The following is a 15625-nucleotide window of genomic DNA, read 5'->3' as shown; positions in this document are numbered from 1 at the left end:
ATCGTATGGGTCACCCGTTTCGGGTGTCCCGCAGGCTGCTGCTTAAGGCCGCCTTCCGCCGTACACCGTCCCACCGACCCGGCGCCAAGAGCGACCTGCCCGGGGTCCCGCAGCGGTGCGCGTGGGTTGGGGGTTGGGTCAGCCGGAGGCGAGTTCGCGGCCGCGGTCTCGGGCGGCTTCGATGGCGGCCAGGAAGGCGGCGCGGACGCTGTGGCGTTCGAGTTCGGCGATCGCCGCGATCGTGGTGCCGCCGGGCGAGGTGACCGCCTCCCTGAGGATGACGGGGTGTTCGCCGGAGTCGCGGAGCATCACGGCGGCGCCGACGATGGACTGGGTGACCATGTCGAGGGCCGCCGAGCGGGGCATGCCGAGCAGGATGCCCGCGTCGACCATGGCCTCGACCAGGTAGAAGAAGTACGCGGGACCGCTGCCGGACAGGGCGGTGGCGGCGTCCTGCTGCGACTCGGGGATGCGCAGGACCTTGCCGACGGGCTTGAGCAGGTCCTCGGTGAGCCGCAGGTGCTCCTCGCCCGCGTGCGCCCCGGCCGAGATCACGCTCATCGCCTCGTCGAAGCGGATCGGCGTGTTGGACATGACGCGCACCACGGGCACCTCGACGCCGAGGCGCTGCTCGACGAAGGCGGTGGTGATCCCGGCGGCCGCGGTGATGACGAGCCGGTCGGCGGGCACGTAGGGCGCGATCTCCGCCAGCAGGGTCGCCATGTCCTGCGGCTTGACCGCCAGGATCAGCGTGTCGGCGGACTTGGCGGCCTCCGGGTTGGACACGGTGCGCACGCCGTACGACTCTTTGAGCGCCTGCGCCCGCTCGGGACGGCGGGTCGTGGCCAGGATGTCGCCCGGCTTGAACCCCGCCCTGAGCAGCCCGGACAGCAGGGCCTCGCCCATCTTGCCCGTGCCGAGGATCGCAATCATGCAGGCAGCCTACCGCCGCGACAACAGCGACCTCGCGAAGAAGGCGAGGTTGCGGGGCCGCTCGGCCAGGCGGCGCATCAGGTACGGATACCAGTCGTCACCGAAGGGGACGTAGACCCTGACCTGGTTGCCGAGCCCGGCCAGGCGCTCCTGCTCGGCGGGCCGCACGCCGTACAGCATCTGGAACTCGAAGGCGGACGGATCGCGGCCGTGCAGGACGGCCAGCGCCGAGGCGATCTCGATCAGGCGCGGGTCGTGCGTGGCGACCATCGGGTAGGCGGTGCCGGACATCAGCACGCGCAGGCAGCGGGCGTAGGAGCGGTCGATGTCGCTGACCGAGGTGTAGGCCCCGGGCGCGGTGTAGGCACCCTTGCACAGGCGGACCCGTGCCCCCTCGAGCCGGCGGCAGCGCTCCTCGGTGTCGCGCAGGTAGGCCTGGACGACGATGCCCACGTCGGGGTGTTCCTTGCGCAGCGTGGCGTGGACCGAGTGCAGGCTCGCGATCGTGTCGTGCTCCTCGGCGTCGAGCGTCAGCGTGATCCCGCGCTCGGCGACCGCCTCGCAGATCGTGGCCGCGTTGTCCAGCGCGAGCTGCTCCGACATCCGCAACCCGAGCGCGGTGAGCTTGACCGAGACGTCGGCCCCGGCGGGCAGGTGGTCGAGCAGGTCCAGGTAGGCCCTGACCCCGCGTTCGGCCTGCGCCCTGTCGCGCACCTCCTCGCCCAGGTGGTCGGCGGTGACCAGCAGCCGGTGCAGGGTGAGCTCGCGGACCACGGCGCCGATGTCGTCGGCCACGTAGCGCCTGACCACGTCGCGGGTCAGCGGTGAGGTGGAGATGAGGCGCTCCGCGCGCTTGCTCCTTGAGATGGCCAGCAAGGCCTGACGCAGCACACGACAACCCTAACTTGAACCTGGCGACCATCTCGTTCGTCCTATCGATATGCGGACTATCACAGCGACGGTGGCCCTCATGGCCGGATGTATGGTGGCGGCCGGCTGCGCGGGCGCGCCCGCCGCCACCACGAGCACGGCCCAGTCCCCGCAGACCCCCGCTGCCGTGAGCCCGGTGACGACCTCCCCCACCAAGGCCCCGGAGCCGGTCAAGCCGGTCGGGCACACGATCAACCCGCACAAGGTCCAGTGGCAGAAGGCGGTGGCGAAGGGTCGTGACGTCAAGCTGACGTGGTGGTCAGGGGTGGCTCCGTGCACCGTGCTCGACCACGTCAAGGTCACGGAGACCGCCAGGCGCGTGACGCTCACGATCTACGAGGGCGCCAAGTCCAAGGACGTCTCCTGCATCATGATCGCCATTCAGAAGACCACGATCGTGAAGCTCAAGTCCCCGCTCGGCCACCGCAAGCTCGTGGACGGAGCCAAGTAGAAATAGGTCCGTGTAGCCGGGAATGTCGAGGCGCTCAGGCGGGTTGAGTCGAGTAGGCTCAACTCGTTTGACAGATCCACCTGGCATTCGTAGGTTGAGTCCAACCGACTCAACTTTGACTACAAGGACGTACTCATGGCACGTGCGGTAGGTATCGACCTTGGGACGACCAACTCCGTCGTCTCGATCCTCGAGGGCGGTGAGCCCACCGTCATCGCCAACGCGCAGGGCTCGCGGACCACGCCGTCCGTGGTCGCCTTCGCGAAGAACGGCGAAGTCCTGGTCGGTGAGGTCGCCAAGCGGCAGGCCGTCACCAACGTCGACAGGACGATCCGCTCGGTCAAGCGGGAGATGGGCACCAACTGGTCCCAGGAGATCGACGGCAAGAAGTTCTCCCCCCAGCAGATCAGCGCCTTCGTTCTGCAGAAGCTGAAGCAGGACGCCGAGGCCTACCTGGGCGAGAAGATCACCGACGCGGTGGTCACCGTTCCCGCCTACTTCAACGACGCCCAGCGCCAGGCCACCAAGGAGGCCGGCCAGGTCGCGGGCCTCAACGTCCTGCGCATCATCAACGAGCCCACGGCGGCCGCGCTGGCCTACGGGCTCGACAAGGAGAAGGACCAGACCATCCTGGTCTTCGACCTCGGCGGCGGCACGTTCGACGTGTCCCTGCTCGACGTCGGCCAGGAGGACGGCCACGGCTTCGTCGAGGTCAAGGCCACCTCCGGTGACAACCACCTCGGCGGCGACGACTGGGACCAGCGCGTCGTCGACGAGCTCGTCAAGCGCTTCCAGAACGCGCACGGCGTCGACCTGGCCAAGGACAAGATGGCCCTGCAGCGTCTGCGTGAGGCGGCGGAGAAGGCCAAGATCGAGCTGTCCAGCCAGGCCGAGACCAACATCAACCTGCCCTACATCACGGCGTCCTCCGAGGGCCCGCTGCACCTGGACGAGAAGCTCACCAGGGCCGAGTTCCAGCGGCTGACCGCCGACCTGCTCGAGCGGACCAAGGGCCCGTTCCACCAGGTCATCAAGGACGCCGGCATCAAGGTCTCCGACATCGCCCACGTGGTGCTCGTCGGCGGCTCGACCCGTATGCCCGCCGTCACCGAGCTGGTCAAGGAGCTGACCGGCGGCAAGGAGCCCAACAAGGGCGTCAACCCGGACGAGGTCGTGGCCATCGGCGCCGCGCTGCAGGCCGGTGTGCTCAAGGGTGAGGTCAAGGACGTCCTGCTGCTCGACGTGACCCCGCTGTCGCTGGGCATCGAGACCAAGGGCGGCATCTTCACCAAGATCATCGAGCGCAACACGACCATCCCGACCAAGCGGTCGGAGGTCTTCACGACGGCCGAGGACAACCAGCCGTCGGTGCAGATCCAGGTCTACCAGGGCGAGCGCGAGATCGCCTCGTACAACAAGAAGCTGGCCACCTTCGAGCTGACCGGCATCGCCCCGGCGCCGCGCGGCATCCCGCAGATCGAGGTCACCTTCGACATCGACGCCAACGGCATCGTCAACGTCTCCGCCAAGGACCTGGGCACGGGCAAGGAGCAGACGATGACGATCACCGGCGGCTCCGCGCTGCCGAAGGACGACATCGAGCGGATGATGCGCGAGGCCGAGTCGTACGCCGAGGAGGACAAGCAGCGCCGCGAGGAGGCCGAGACCCGCAACAACGCGGACGGCCTGGCCTACCAGACGGAGAAGTTCCTCCGCGAGAACGACGAGAAGATCCCGGCCGACATCAAGACCGAGGTCAACGACTCGCTGGCCGAGCTGAAGAACGCGCTGGAGGGCACCGACACCGACGCCATCCGCACCAGCGCCGAGAAGCTCGCCACCGTCAGCCAGAAGATGGGTTCGGCGATCTACGCCCAGAGCCAGGGGCAGGAGCAGGCCGCTCAGGGCCAGCCCGGTCCGCAGGATGAGCAGGCCAAGGCCGACGAGGACGTCGTCGAGGCCGAGATCGTCGACGAAGACCAGCCGAAGAAGGACCAGTGATGCCGCCGCGTGATAACGGGCACGAGGAGCCGGTGATCCGCGACAAGCGCAAGATCGACCCGGAAACGGGGCAGGCGCGTGGGGCCTCCGCCACCCAGGAGGCCCCTGCCCCCAAGGCTGAGGAGGCACCGGTCGACGGCGACCTGCTCGCCGAGCGGACCGCGGACCTGCAGCGGCTCCAGGCCGAATACACCAACTACCGCAGGCGGGTCGAGCGTGACCGGGTCTCGATGCGCGAGCAGGCGGTGGCCGGCACGCTGGCCGAGCTCCTGCCCGTGCTCGACGACATCGGCAGGGCGCGCGATCACGGAGAGCTGACCGGCGGCTTCGCGAAGGTGGCAGAGTCACTGGAAGCGGTCGTCACCAAGCTCGGGCTCACCTCGTTCGGACAGAAGGGCGACCCGTTCGACCCGACCGTCCACGAGGCGCTGATGCACAGTTACTCGCCCGACGTGACCGAGCCCACCGCGATCGAGGTGCTGCAGCCCGGCTACCGGATCGGCGAGCGGGTCCTGCGCCCGGCGCGGGTCGCGGTCGCCGAGCCCACCGAGCCCTCCGAGCCGGCCGAGGAACCCGACAGCAGCGCATCCCCCGCGTCTGCGGATGACGACGAGAACTAGGACGAAGGGCCGTAGATGAGCACCAAGGACTACCTGGAGAAGGACTACTACGCCGTCCTTGGTGTGCCCAAGACCGCCACCGCCGAAGAGATCAAGAAGGCGTACCGGAAGCTGGCCAGGCAGTATCACCCGGACACGAACCCGGGTGACACCGCCAAGGAGACCAAGTTCAAGGAGGTCTCCGAGGCCTACGACATCCTGTCCGACAGCAAGCGCCGCAAGGAGTACGACGAGGCGCGCACCCTGTTCGGCACGGGCGTCGGCGGCCAGCGGCCCGGCGGTGGCGGGTTCCCGTTCGACTTCGGCGACCTGTTCGGCGGTACGGCGGGCCAGCAGACCAGCGGGGGCGCGGGAGAGCGCCTCGGCGACCTGTTCGGCGGCCTGTTCAACCGCGGTGGTACCCGCACCACCGGCGCGACCACCAGGCCGCGCCGCGGGCAGGACATCGAGTCCGAGGTCACGCTGTCGTTCACCGAGGCGGTCGAGGGCTCCACTGTGTCGCTCAGGCTGACCAGCTCGGCCGCCTGCACCGCGTGCAGCGGCACCGGAGCCAAGGCGGGCACGACCCCCAGGGTCTGTCCCACCTGCGAGGGCACCGGGGCGGCCAGCCGTAACCTGGGCAACTTCGCCTTCTCCGAGCCGTGCCGCGACTGCAAGGGCCGCGGGCTGCTCGTGGACGACCCCTGCCCCGTGTGCGAGGGCAGCGGCCGGGCCAAGAGCACCCGTACCATCCAGGCGCGGATCCCGGCCGGCGTGGCCGACGGCCAGCGCGTCAAGCTGAAGGCCAAGGGCGCGCCGGGAGAGAACGGTGGCCCTGCGGGCGATCTGTACATCCAGACGCACGTCAAGCCGCACGCCGTGTTCGGCAGGTCGGGCGACAACCTGACCATCACCGTGCCGGTCACGTTCACCGAGGCCGCGCTCGGGGCCGAGATCAAGGTCCCGACGCTCAAGAGCATGCCGGTGACGCTGCGGATCCCGGCGGGCACGCCCAACGGGCGCACGTTCCGTATCCGCGGCAGAGGTGTCGCCCGCAAGGACGGCACCAAGGGTGACCTGCTGGCCAGTGTCGAGGTCGTCGTGCCCAAGACGCTGGACGACAAGTCACGCGAGCTCCTGTCGGAGTTCAACACCGCGGCCGCGGGCGAGGACCCGCGGGCGGAACTCATCCAGCGAGCCAGAAGCGAGTAAGCCGATGGACGCCAACTATTTCGACCTCTCAGACGAGACCCCCGTCTACGTGATCTCGGTGGCCGCGCAGCTGTCGGGCCTGCACCCGCAGACGCTGCGGCAGTACGACCGCCTCGGCCTGGTCTCCCCCGGCCGGACCGCGGGGCGGGGGCGTCTGTACTCCACGCGCGACATCATCATGCTCCGCGAGGTCCAGCGCCTGTCCCAGGAGGAAGGCATCAACCTCGCGGGCATCAAGCGGATCCTCGAACTCGAGAACGAAGCCCTGAGGCTGCGTGAGGAGGTCCACCGGCTCAGGGCCGAGATGCGGATGGTGAAGGCGCTCATTCGTTACGAGCTTCCACCGGGGGCCTGAACATATGGAATACAAGCTCACCCAGAAGAGCCAGGAAGCGCTCTCCGGGGCCATGCGGCGCGCCGCCGCCGAGGGACATCCGGAGATCGCCCCCGCTCACCTGCTGACCACGCTGCTCGCCCAGACGGGCGGCACCGCCGTACCTCTGCTGGAGGCGGTCGGGGCCGACTGGAAGACGCTGCGCGCGCAGACCGAGGAGCTGCTCGCGGCGCTGCCGAAGGCGCAGGGCGCCACCGTGAGCGCGCCGTCCAGCTCGCGCCAGCTGCTGACCGTGATCAACACGGCGGCGCAGCGGGCCAAGCGGCTCGAGGACGACTACGTCTCCACCGAGCACCTGCTGGTCGGCCTGGCCACTGACGGCGGTCAGGCGGCCGAGCTGCTCAGGGCGCAGGGGGCCACGCCGCAGGCGCTGCTCGACGCGTTCGAGAGGGTGCGCGGCCACGCCCGCGTCACCAGCGAGACGCCCGAGGACACCTACCAGGCGCTGGAGAAGTACGGCGTCGACCTGACCGAGCAGGCCCGCGCGGGCAAGCTCGACCCGGTCATCGGCCGCGACTCCGAGATCCGCCGGGTCGTCCAGGTGCTGTCGCGCAGGACCAAGAACAACCCGGTGCTCATCGGCGAGCCCGGCGTCGGCAAGACGGCCGTCGTCGAGGGCCTGGCCCAGCGGATCGTGGCGGGCGACGTGCCCGAGTCGCTGCGCAACAAGCGGCTGATCTCGCTCGACCTGGGCGCGATGGTCGCCGGCGCCAAGTACCGCGGCGAGTTCGAGGAGCGGCTCAAGGCCGTGCTGTCCGAGATCAAGGAGAGCAACGGGCAGATCGTCACCTTCATCGACGAGCTGCACACGGTCGTCGGCGCGGGGGCCGCCGAGGGCGCGATGGACGCGGGCAACATGCTCAAGCCGATGCTGGCCCGCGGCGAGCTGCGCATGATCGGCGCGACCACGCTGGACGAGTACCGCGAGCGCATCGAGAAGGACCCCGCACTGGAGCGGCGCTTCCAGCAGGTCCTCGTGGGCGAGCCCACGGTCGAGGACACCATCGCGATCCTGCGCGGGCTGAAGGGCCGCTACGAGGCCCACCACCAGGTGCAGATCGCCGACAGCGCGCTGGTGGCGGCCGCCGCGCTGTCCGACCGCTACATCACCAGCCGTTTCCTGCCCGACAAGGCCATCGACCTGGTCGACGAGGCCGCCTCGCGGCTGCGCATGGAGATCGACTCGCGTCCCGTCGAGATCGACCAGCTCCAGCGCAACGTCGACCGGATGAAGATGGAGGAGCTGGCGCTCTCCAAGGAGACCGACGACGCCTCCGTGCAGCGCCTGGAGCGCCTGCGCAAGGAGCTGGCCGACCGCCAGGAGGAGCTCAACGCCCTGGTCGGCCGCTGGGAGCAGGAGAAGGCCGGGCTGAACAAGGTCGGTGAGCTGAAGAAGCAGCTCGACGAGGCCCGCGGCGAGGCCGAGCGCGCCCAGCGCGACGGCGACTTCGAAAAGGCCTCCCGGGTCATGTACGCCGAGGTGCCCAGGCTTGAGCAGGCGCTGCGCGAGGCGTCGGCGGCCGAGCAGCCGGCCAACGCCATGGTCAAGGAGGAGGTCGGCGCCGACGACATCGCCGAGGTCATCTCCTCGTGGACGGGTATCCCCGCCGGGCGCCTGCTCGAGGCCGAGACGGCCAAGCTGCTGCGCATGGAGGAGGAGCTGGGCCGGCGCCTCATCGGCCAGTCCCAGGCCGTCCAGGCCGTCTCCGACGCCGTACGGCGCAGCCGCGCCGGCATCGCCGACCCCGACAGGCCGACCGGGTCCTTCCTGTTCCTCGGCCCCACCGGTGTGGGCAAGACCGAGCTGGCCAAGGCGCTGGCGGAGTTCCTGTTCGACGACGAGCGGGCGATGACCCGCATCGACATGAGCGAGTACTCCGAGAAGCACAGCGTCGCCAGGCTGGTCGGCGCCCCGCCCGGCTACGTGGGCTACGAGGAGGGCGGCCAGCTGACCGAGGCGGTGCGCCGCCGGCCGTACACCGTGGTGCTGCTTGACGAGGTGGAGAAGGCGCATCCCGAGGTCTTCGACATCCTCCTGCAGGTGCTGGACGACGGGCGGCTGACGGACGGCCAGGGGCGGACCGTGGACTTCCGCAACACGATCCTGATCCTGACCTCCAACATCGGCTCGCAGTTCCTGGTCGATCCCAAGCTGGAGAACGGCGCCAAGCGCGAGGCCGTGATGGGCGCGGTGCGCACCTCGTTCAAGCCGGAGTTCCTCAACCGGCTCGACGACGTGATCCTCTTCGACGCGCTCGGCACCGAGGAGCTGGAGCGGATCGTCGACCTGCAGGTGCGGCGCCTGGCCGACCGGCTGGCCGACAGGAGGCTGACGCTCCAGGTCACGCCGGCCGCCCGCGACTGGCTGGCCATGACGGGCTACGACCCGATGTACGGCGCGCGGCCGCTGCGCCGCCTGGTCCAGTCGGCCATCGGCGACAAGCTGGCCAAGGCGGTCCTGGCGGGCCAGGTCGTGGACGGCGACGAGGTCAAGGTGGATCTCGGCGACGACGAGCTCACGATCGAGCGCGCCGCCTGAGGTTCCCATCCCCCGTGCCCCGGCCGGTCTTGGTACCGCCGGGGCACGCGTGCGCCCGGGCAAAGGAAGCCTCTCCGTTCGGGCAAGCGGCATGTCGCGCCCTGGGCACCTGACTAGCTTCAGCGTTCGTCGGATCACTGAAAACGATCAGGGGGACGTGAAGTGTCATCTCGGAATGTCCGGAGCATCCTTGCGCTGGCTGCTCTGACCGCGGGGGTGAGCTGGATGGCGACGGCTCCCGCGTCCGCCGACGTGTGCCGGAGCAAGATCCTTCCGGCGAACGTCGCCCCCGTCTGCGGGGAGCTCACCAGCGTCCGCGCCGACACCACCTATGGCCGCAGGCTGGCCACCAGGCCGGGCGGCCTCGCCGCGACCACCGACGAGGTGGCCAGGCGGCTGCACCTACAGGGGCTCAACCAGGCCACCGCGGTGCTGAGCCTGGCCGACCTGGGCGGCGTGGCGGCCGCCACGGGGATGCCCGCGCTGCCCATGACCAAGCCCGGCCGGGCGGGGCTTCCCGACGTGTCGAGCCTGCCCGCGGCCCCCGACGTGCCGGGGCTGCCCGCGATGCCAGCCAGACTCGCCGTGCCCGGCGCTCCTGACATGCCGGTCGGGGCTCCCGAGCTGCCCGGCAGGCTCGCGATGGACGAGCTGCCCGACGCCTCCGGCGTGATCGGCGGCAAGGCGCCCATCTCGCTGCCCCAGCCGGTCGGCGGGGTCAAGAACCGGGTCGACCAGACGCTACAGGCGCCCAAGGTGCTCGACGGCGTCAAGTCGGCGGTGCCCGTGCCTCAGGACAAGCCCGGCGGCGTCGTCGGCAAGCTGCTCGGGAGCCTGCACCTGGGCAGCCTGGGCTGAGCCATCGCATCCGCGGGCGTGACGCGCCACCCGTCCGCGGATCTTCCCGTGGAAAGGGCCGCGACCGGCAGGTCGCGGCCCTTTCGGCGTCCCGAGCAGCCTGCGGTCACGAGACCAGCGCGTCGAGCTCGTCCTCCGGCAAGCCGAGATCGACCCGGATGCGGTAGCGGGTGCGCAGCAGAGCCAGGTGCTCGGGATCGTCCTCTTCGCAGGCCAGGGCGGCCTGGGTCGCCCACTCGTGGCCGGCCTGCAGATCGCCGTAGGCGACGAGCGTCTCGGCGATCGTGTGCGCGGTCGCGGTCTTGATGTCGCCCTCGGCGCGGACGGTCTCGATGACCTGCCGCGCCTCGTCGGGGCGTTCGAGCTCGAACAGCGTGTCGGCGATGCCGGCGCGCGGGTCGATGCCGGCCTCGCCGCCGTCCTCCACGGCACGCTGGAAGCAGTCAAGGGCGCGCGCGGGCTGCCCGGCCGCCCTCCACTCCTCGGCGGCCAGCACCAGGATGGATGCCCTGGAGACGTCACCCGACGAGTAGCCGGAGGCGACCTCGTCCAGCCGCCGAGCCAGCGAACTGTGGTCATCTGCCAGAAGTGCCTGCTCGAGCAGGCGATCAAGGTGCTCACGGGTAACATGCGCCACACCGCGAGACTACCGAGCCCGATAGCGCTTTGCCCGGCCAATGCACATCGCCGATCCCGCACAGGTTTGGCAACGTTTCGCACAAGGCTCCTCACGTTCAGCGTGTCTTCGCAGGGCGACGGGCATATAGGCCTCGCGCGACGGCGACGGAGGGGGATGTGATGGGCAGGCACATGACCTTCTCGCTGGCCTGCGTCGTGGCGCTGTCGGCCGTGGTCCCCGGGGTGGCGGGCTATCTCTCGGCCCGGCTGGAGGCCATCGAGTCGGCCGAGCAGAGCCTGCACGCCACCGAGATGCGGCTCAACGCGCGGCTGGCGCGCGAGAGCCGGCACGCGCGGCCGGTGTCGTTCCCCGCGCCGTGCGAGCAGTCGTCGGTCCCCGGCCAGGTGCCTCAGCCGCTGTTCGCGCAGAGCCCCGAGAGCAAGCAGCATCGCAAGCACGCGCGCCTGCCCGTCGCGCCGCCGCCGTCCTGGCTGCAGAACAGCACGGCCGACTGACGGCCCGGCTAGGTGCCCCTGGGCGACCAGGAGCGCAGCTGGCGCGACAGGAAGCCCCTGATCAGCTGCTTGGCCGCCTCGATGATCTCGGGCGAGCCGTCAGGGTCGTGGCGGAAGGCCAGCTTGAGCACCGCGTCGCCGGCCTCTACCGCCACCAGCACCGCCACGTCGAGCTCTTGGCTGTCGGCCAGCCCGAACTCCTTCAGCAGCAGGCCGCGCAGCCGCCCGGCGATGACCGTGTTGTTGTCGGAGTCGGAGTCGAGCAGGTTGAGGTCGACCACGTCCCCGAAGTGCAGGCTGCGGAACCCGGGCACCGAGCGGTGCATGTCGACGTACTCGTCGATGATCGCGTCGACCGCCTCCCACCAGCCGCGGTAGTCCTCCTCCAGGAACCTGGCGCCCACCCTCGAGACGAAGTGCTCCACGTTGCGCCTGGTGAGCTCCTGGGTGATGGCCCGCTTGTCGGGGAAGAACTGGTAGACCGACCCGATGGCCACACCGGCCCGATCCGCGATGCGAGTGGTGGACAGCGCCTCGTAGCCGATCTCGTCGAGCAGTTCGGCGCAGGCGTCGAGCATCCGCTCGACGCGGCGCGCGCTGCGGCGCTGCGTGGGCTGCCGCCGTAGCGGCTTCGGATGCGCGCAGTCGTATTCGTCATCAGTCTGCGGGGAGGACACGAGCATCATCTTCCCCCCAAGTGCGCGATCGTTACCTTCCAATTTCGGGATTTCTCACCGCGCCGATATATCGGTCCATCCAGTAATGCCCGTATTTCTCACCGGCGGATCACACCAGTCAGCCGCGCGAAGGCGCGCATCGCGCCCGGCGACAGCCGCGACAACGCGTATCCCACATGAGCTTCCAGGTTGACCGGCACGACGGCCTCATTGCGATGTACGGCACGCAGCACGTGAGCCGCCACCCGCTCGGGCGGATACCCGCGCAACGCCAGCCCGCGCACGGCCGCCTCCCGCGCCTGCGCGCCGCGGTAGGTGGCGTTGCGCGCGATCGCGGTGGAGACGAACCCCGGGCAGATCGCGGTGACCCCGATGCCCTGACCAGCCAGGTCGGCCCGCAGGCACTCGCTGAGCATCTTCACCGCCGCCTTGGAGGCGGAGTAGGCGGGCAGCGGCCGGGAGGGCGTGAAGGCGGCCATCGAGGCGATGTTGACGATGTGGCCGCCCTCGCCGCGCGCGACCATCTGGGCGGCGAACAATCGGCAGCCGTGGATCACGCCCCACAGGTTCACGTCGAGCGTTCTGCGCCAGTCTTCGAGCGAGTGGTCGAGAAAGCCACCGGCAATCGCGATTCCCGCATTGTTCACGACAATGTCCGGCACCCCATGATTTTTCGCGATATTTCCTGCAAAAGTCTCCATCTGCTCGGCGGACGACACGTCCACCTCGACCGCGTGAGCCGTACCGGCGAAGTCCTTGACGATCTCATCGGCGGTCCTGGCGGCCGTGGCGGGATCCAGGTCGGCGCAGACCACCTCGGCGCCGTGCGCCGCGAAGGCCCGGGCCGTGGCACGCCCGATCCCACTGCCCGCGCCGGTGACCACGACGAGCCGGTCCTCGAAGGCCTTGCGGCCTTCGGCGACGCGGGCCCTGCGCAGTTCCCTGGCGGCGGGGGCGCCCTCCAGGTGGCCGGCGAACTCGGCGATCATCCGGGCGACCACCTCGGGGTGGCTGCGCTGCGCCCAGTGCCCTGCCGGGATCCGGCGGTGCCAGAAGCGCCGCACCCACTGCCCCACCGAGGCCAGCAGGGCGGGCGAGACGAAGACGTCCCCGGTGGTCTCGATGAGCTGCACGGGCACGTCCACGTTGGGGTCGCCGGGCACGCGCATCCGGTTCATCATGTTCGCCCGGTACAGCCACAGCCCGTTGCGCCCGTCCCTGGACAGGGTGTCGGCGGGGTGGCCCGGGCGGGGTTCGATGCCCTCGCCGGCGCGCATGGTCCTGGCCAGCGCCTTGGGCATCAGCGTGCGCCAGGCCAGCTCGGGCAGCACCGGGGTCTGGAAGGCGCCGATGTACCAGGATCGGGTCAGCTGGCCCAGGACCTCGCGCCGCTTGCCGTACCGGAGGAACGCGGCGGCCTGGTCCAGGCCCGGGCCGCCGAAGCTGGTGAAGGAGGCCACCCGCTCGCGCACGCGCGGCCTGGTGACGGCCTCCCAGCACTGCAGCGAGCCCCAGTCGTGGCCGACCAGGTGCACGCGCGGCTTGCCGATCGCCTCCAGGACCGCGACCAGGTCGGCGGCCAGGTGGTCGAAGTCGTAGTCGTGGTGGTCGCGCGGGGCGGTCGAGCGGCCCGCGCCGCGCACGTCGTAGCGGACCACGTGGAAGCGGTCGCGCAGGATCTCGGCCACCTCGTCCCAGACGCGGTGGGTGTCGGGATAGCCATGCACGAGCAGGATGGTCGGCTTGCCGGGGTCGCCCTCCTCGAAGAGCGCCAGCCGTACGTCTCCCGACTCGATCAAGCGCATCGCGACCTCCTATTGGACGGTACGTCCAAATATAGGTCGCCTCAGGGCTTGGCGGCCAGCCCGGCGCACGAGCGCAGCCCCCGCCAGGCTGCCACGGCCTGGGTCCCGGCGGATCCGGTCAGCGGGATCGGCAGGCCGCCCTGGATCTCGGCCGGCGTCCAGCTGTCCTTGAGCACCTTGCGACCCTTGATGGTGAGTGTAAGCACGCCCGTTCTGCCGGTGGTGCCGCGAGTGGAGTTGTAGAAGACGAAGTTGCCCAGGCCGTAGCTGACGTAGGAGTCGTTCAGGTAGCCCGCGCCGAGCAGGATGTGCGCGTGGCCGCCGACCACGACGTCGGCACCGGCCTTGACCAGCTTGGGGGCCAGCGCGAGCTGCGCCTGGTTCGGGCATTTCTGCAGCTCGGTGCCCCAGTGCAGGTGGACGATCACGGTGTCGGCACTCTTGCGGGCGTCCTGCACGGCCTCCAGCAGGCGCGCCTCGTTCTTGGCCGAGGCGAGGCCGGGCTTGCCGGGGCCCGCGGTCCACGACTGGACGAACTCCGCGTCCAGCACCTGGGTGGCCCCGATGATCGCCACCCGGTTGCCGTTGACGGTCCTGGTGAACGGCTTGTAGGCGGCGTCCTCGTCCTTGCCGATGCCCACGACGGGGAACTTCGCCCGCTTGATCGCGGCCAGCGAGTCGGCCAGCCCACCCTGCATGTAGTCCATGCCGTGGTTGTTGGCCATCGACGCCACGTCCACGCCGGCGCCCTTCAGCGCGGCGAAGGCGGTGGCGGGGGCGCGGAAGGTGAACTGCTTGCCCGGCGCGGGGGTGCCACCCTCGGTGATCGCGGTCTCCAGGTTGACCATCGCCAGGTCGGACTTGCGTAACACCTGCGCGATCGGCCCGAGCGCGGTCGCCGGATCGCTCAGCCGCCCGCGCAGCGTCCCCTCGAAGTGCACGTCACCGCCGAAGGAGATCGTGTACGGCCGGCTTTCCCGCACGGGCTTCTTGGTGGGTTTCTGCGCCGGCGAGGTCGCGGACAGGGGTTCCTTCTCCGGGGTATCCGAGCTGGCCGCGGTGCACCCGGTGAGCGCGACGACGGCGGCAGCCAGCACCGGGAGCGGACGGGGGACTCTCATCTGGCGCCGCTTCCACTCGATCCTGCGATTCAGGAGTCGAGCATGCCATGAAATGACCGATTAGGCGTGAGTCATCACCCATCGGAGGGCTGTCCGGGTCTCGTCGGTGACGGGGGTATAAACGATCATTCGGGTGTCCGGCGCGGCCGACCAGGCGAAGCTGGTCGTGGCGAACCGCAGCTCGCCGACCACGTCGTGCTTGTAGATCTTCACCCGGGGCCCCGGATCGGCCACGTCCTGCCTGGCCCAGAGCCGGGCGAACTCCGAGCTGGCCGAGCAGAGCCTGCGCACGAAGTCCTGCCAGCACGGGTCGGAGGCGTACCTGCTGTAAGCGCCGCGGAAGACGGCCACCGCCCGCGGCAGCTCCTGCTCGCGGTTGACCAGCGTGGCGCGCCAGGTGGGCTGGACGAAGGTCTGCCACATCGTGTTGCGCTCGTCGCCCTCGGCGTCCACCACCTCGGGGAACATCGCGGCGTAGGCCGGATTCCAGGCCAGCACGTCGTAGCGGCTGGTGGTGATGGCCGCAGGCATGCCGCCGAGCTGGTCGAGGATCTGCTGGACCTCGGCCGTCACGCGCTCGGAGTCGCGCGGCGAGCGGACCTCGGACTGGCCGGCCAGCCGGTAGAGGTGCTGGCGCTCGGCGTGGTCCAGCCGCAGCGTGCGCGCGATGGCGTCGAGCACCTGCGTGCTGGCGTTGATCGGGCGGCCCTGCTCGAGCCAGGTGTACCAGGTGACGCCGACGCCCGCCAGCTGGGCGACCTCCTCGCGGCGCAGGCCAGGCGTGCGCCTGCGCGGCCCCGGTGCCAGGTCGACCATCTCGGGGGTGATGCGCTCACGGCGGGTGCGCAGGAACGCCGCCAGGTCGGAGCGCTTGTCTGCTGTCACGGTCACCCCTTCACTATGGAGGCACGGGAAGAAGGGTATCCAGGTGGTGCTGATACCAGGATAAAGGGGCACTCGTTACTGGTATC

The 15625-nt window shown here is 70.0% G+C and carries 14 protein-coding genes and 1 pseudogene; 8 read left to right on the top strand and 7 right to left on the bottom strand.

Translation table 11 applies throughout. The features are described 5' to 3' along the window. Positions 1 to 138: 138 nt before the first annotated feature. A complete protein-coding gene (gene proC, locus KIK09_RS53090) occupies positions 139 to 933 on the bottom strand; it encodes a pyrroline-5-carboxylate reductase (RefSeq protein WP_214327246.1) in 795 nt (264 codons plus the stop codon). A gap of 9 nt (positions 934 to 942) precedes the next feature. Beyond that, on the bottom strand, positions 943 to 1824 hold the full coding sequence (locus KIK09_RS53085; RefSeq protein WP_214327245.1) for a proline dehydrogenase family protein: 882 nt from the start codon (positions 1822 to 1824) through the stop codon (positions 943 to 945). 49 nt (positions 1825 to 1873) lie between these two features. Here KIK09_RS53085 and KIK09_RS53080 point away from each other — a divergent pair, with 49 nt between their 5' ends. The 7 genes and pseudogenes from KIK09_RS53080 to KIK09_RS53050 all read left to right on the top strand — a co-directional run bounded on the left by KIK09_RS53080 (position 1874) and on the right by KIK09_RS53050 (position 9917). Next, positions 1874 to 2314 (top strand): hypothetical protein, encoded by a 441-nt coding sequence (locus KIK09_RS53080; RefSeq protein WP_250575267.1) that lies wholly within the window; start codon positions 1874 to 1876, stop codon positions 2312 to 2314. Between the two features lie 135 nt (positions 2315 to 2449). Beyond that, positions 2450 to 4315, top strand: a complete 1866-nt coding sequence (dnaK, locus tag KIK09_RS53075) for a molecular chaperone DnaK (RefSeq protein ID WP_214327244.1) — start codon at positions 2450 to 2452, stop codon at positions 4313 to 4315. Continuing rightward, positions 4315 to 4935: a nucleotide exchange factor GrpE gene (grpE, locus tag KIK09_RS53070; RefSeq protein ID WP_214327243.1), complete on the top strand. Its 621-nt coding sequence runs from the start codon at positions 4315 to 4317 to the stop codon at positions 4933 to 4935. The genes dnaK and grpE overlap by 1 nt, the downstream gene beginning before the upstream one ends. 15 nt (positions 4936 to 4950) lie before the next feature. Continuing rightward, a complete protein-coding gene (gene dnaJ, locus KIK09_RS53065; RefSeq protein ID WP_214327242.1) occupies positions 4951 to 6126 on the top strand; it encodes a molecular chaperone DnaJ in 1176 nt (391 codons plus the stop codon). A gap of 4 nt (positions 6127 to 6130) precedes the next feature. Next, positions 6131 to 6427, top strand: a pseudogene (locus tag KIK09_RS53060) (heat shock protein transcriptional repressor HspR); the annotation flags it as partial. Positions 6428 to 6485: 58 nt separating this feature from the next. Next, complete coding sequence (clpB, locus tag KIK09_RS53055) at positions 6486 to 9059, top strand: ATP-dependent chaperone ClpB (RefSeq protein ID WP_214327240.1); 2574 nt, start codon at positions 6486 to 6488, stop codon at positions 9057 to 9059. A 225-nt stretch (positions 9060 to 9284) separates the two neighbouring features. Next, the gene (locus KIK09_RS53050; protein ID WP_214327239.1) at positions 9285 to 9917 is read left to right on the top strand and encodes a hypothetical protein; all 633 of its coding nucleotides are present in this window, start codon (positions 9285 to 9287) and stop codon (positions 9915 to 9917) included. 106 nt (positions 9918 to 10023) lie between these two features. Here KIK09_RS53050 and KIK09_RS53045 read toward each other — a convergent pair whose 3' ends face one another. After that, a complete protein-coding gene (locus KIK09_RS53045) occupies positions 10024 to 10554 on the bottom strand; it encodes a tetratricopeptide repeat protein (protein ID WP_214327238.1) in 531 nt (176 codons plus the stop codon). 161 nt (positions 10555 to 10715) lie between these two features. On the opposite strand from KIK09_RS53045, the gene KIK09_RS53040 reads away from it, so the two are divergent. Continuing rightward, positions 10716 to 11051 (top strand): hypothetical protein, encoded by a 336-nt coding sequence (locus KIK09_RS53040; RefSeq protein ID WP_214327237.1) that lies wholly within the window; start codon positions 10716 to 10718, stop codon positions 11049 to 11051. Between the two features lie 8 nt (positions 11052 to 11059). Here the strand turns inward: KIK09_RS53040 and KIK09_RS53035 are convergent, their stop codons facing one another. The 4 genes from KIK09_RS53035 to KIK09_RS53020 all read right to left on the bottom strand — a co-directional run bounded on the left by KIK09_RS53035 (position 11060) and on the right by KIK09_RS53020 (position 15539). After that, on the bottom strand, positions 11060 to 11728 hold the full coding sequence (locus KIK09_RS53035; protein ID WP_372455826.1) for a TetR/AcrR family transcriptional regulator: 669 nt from the start codon (positions 11726 to 11728) through the stop codon (positions 11060 to 11062). Positions 11729 to 11826: 98 nt separating this feature from the next. Beyond that, the gene (locus KIK09_RS53030; RefSeq protein ID WP_214327235.1) at positions 11827 to 13533 is read right to left on the bottom strand and encodes an SDR family oxidoreductase; all 1707 of its coding nucleotides are present in this window, start codon (positions 13531 to 13533) and stop codon (positions 11827 to 11829) included. Between the two features lie 41 nt (positions 13534 to 13574). Further along, positions 13575 to 14654: a CapA family protein gene (locus tag KIK09_RS53025; protein ID WP_214327234.1), complete on the bottom strand. Its 1080-nt coding sequence runs from the start codon at positions 14652 to 14654 to the stop codon at positions 13575 to 13577. Between the two features lie 60 nt (positions 14655 to 14714). Continuing rightward, a complete protein-coding gene (locus KIK09_RS53020) occupies positions 14715 to 15539 on the bottom strand; it encodes a helix-turn-helix transcriptional regulator (RefSeq protein ID WP_308164832.1) in 825 nt (274 codons plus the stop codon). Between the last annotated feature and the right edge of the window lie 86 nt (positions 15540 to 15625).

Source organism: Nonomuraea sediminis, from assembly GCF_018531495.1.
GTDB lineage: Bacteria > Actinomycetota > Actinomycetes > Streptosporangiales > Streptosporangiaceae > Nonomuraea > Nonomuraea sediminis.
Note: the sequence above shows the minus strand (reverse complement) of the source record. Positions and strands in the feature narration are given on the sequence as shown.

Bases quoted from the DNA above. Each gene is read 5' to 3' on its own strand.
- KIK09_RS53025 (WP_214327234.1), bottom strand. From the start codon at position 14,654: ATGAGAGTCCCCCGTCCGCTCCCGGTGCTGGCTGCCGCCGTCGTCGCG.
- KIK09_RS53050 (WP_214327239.1), top strand. From the start codon at position 9,285: ATGGCGACGGCTCCCGCGTCCGCCGACGTGTGCCGGAGCAAGATCCTT.
- KIK09_RS53080 (WP_250575267.1), top strand. From the start codon at position 1,874: ATGCGGACTATCACAGCGACGGTGGCCCTCATGGCCGGATGTATGGTG.
- clpB (WP_214327240.1), top strand. From the start codon at position 6,486: ATGGAATACAAGCTCACCCAGAAGAGCCAGGAAGCGCTCTCCGGGGCC.
- KIK09_RS53030 (WP_214327235.1), bottom strand. From the start codon at position 13,533: ATGCGCTTGATCGAGTCGGGAGACGTACGGCTGGCGCTCTTCGAGGAG.
- dnaJ (WP_214327242.1), top strand. From the start codon at position 4,951: ATGAGCACCAAGGACTACCTGGAGAAGGACTACTACGCCGTCCTTGGT.
- KIK09_RS53040 (WP_214327237.1), top strand. From the start codon at position 10,716: ATGGGCAGGCACATGACCTTCTCGCTGGCCTGCGTCGTGGCGCTGTCG.
- proC (WP_214327246.1), bottom strand. From the start codon at position 933: ATGATTGCGATCCTCGGCACGGGCAAGATGGGCGAGGCCCTGCTGTCC.
- dnaK (WP_214327244.1), top strand. From the start codon at position 2,450: ATGGCACGTGCGGTAGGTATCGACCTTGGGACGACCAACTCCGTCGTC.
- grpE (WP_214327243.1), top strand. From the start codon at position 4,315: ATGCCGCCGCGTGATAACGGGCACGAGGAGCCGGTGATCCGCGACAAG.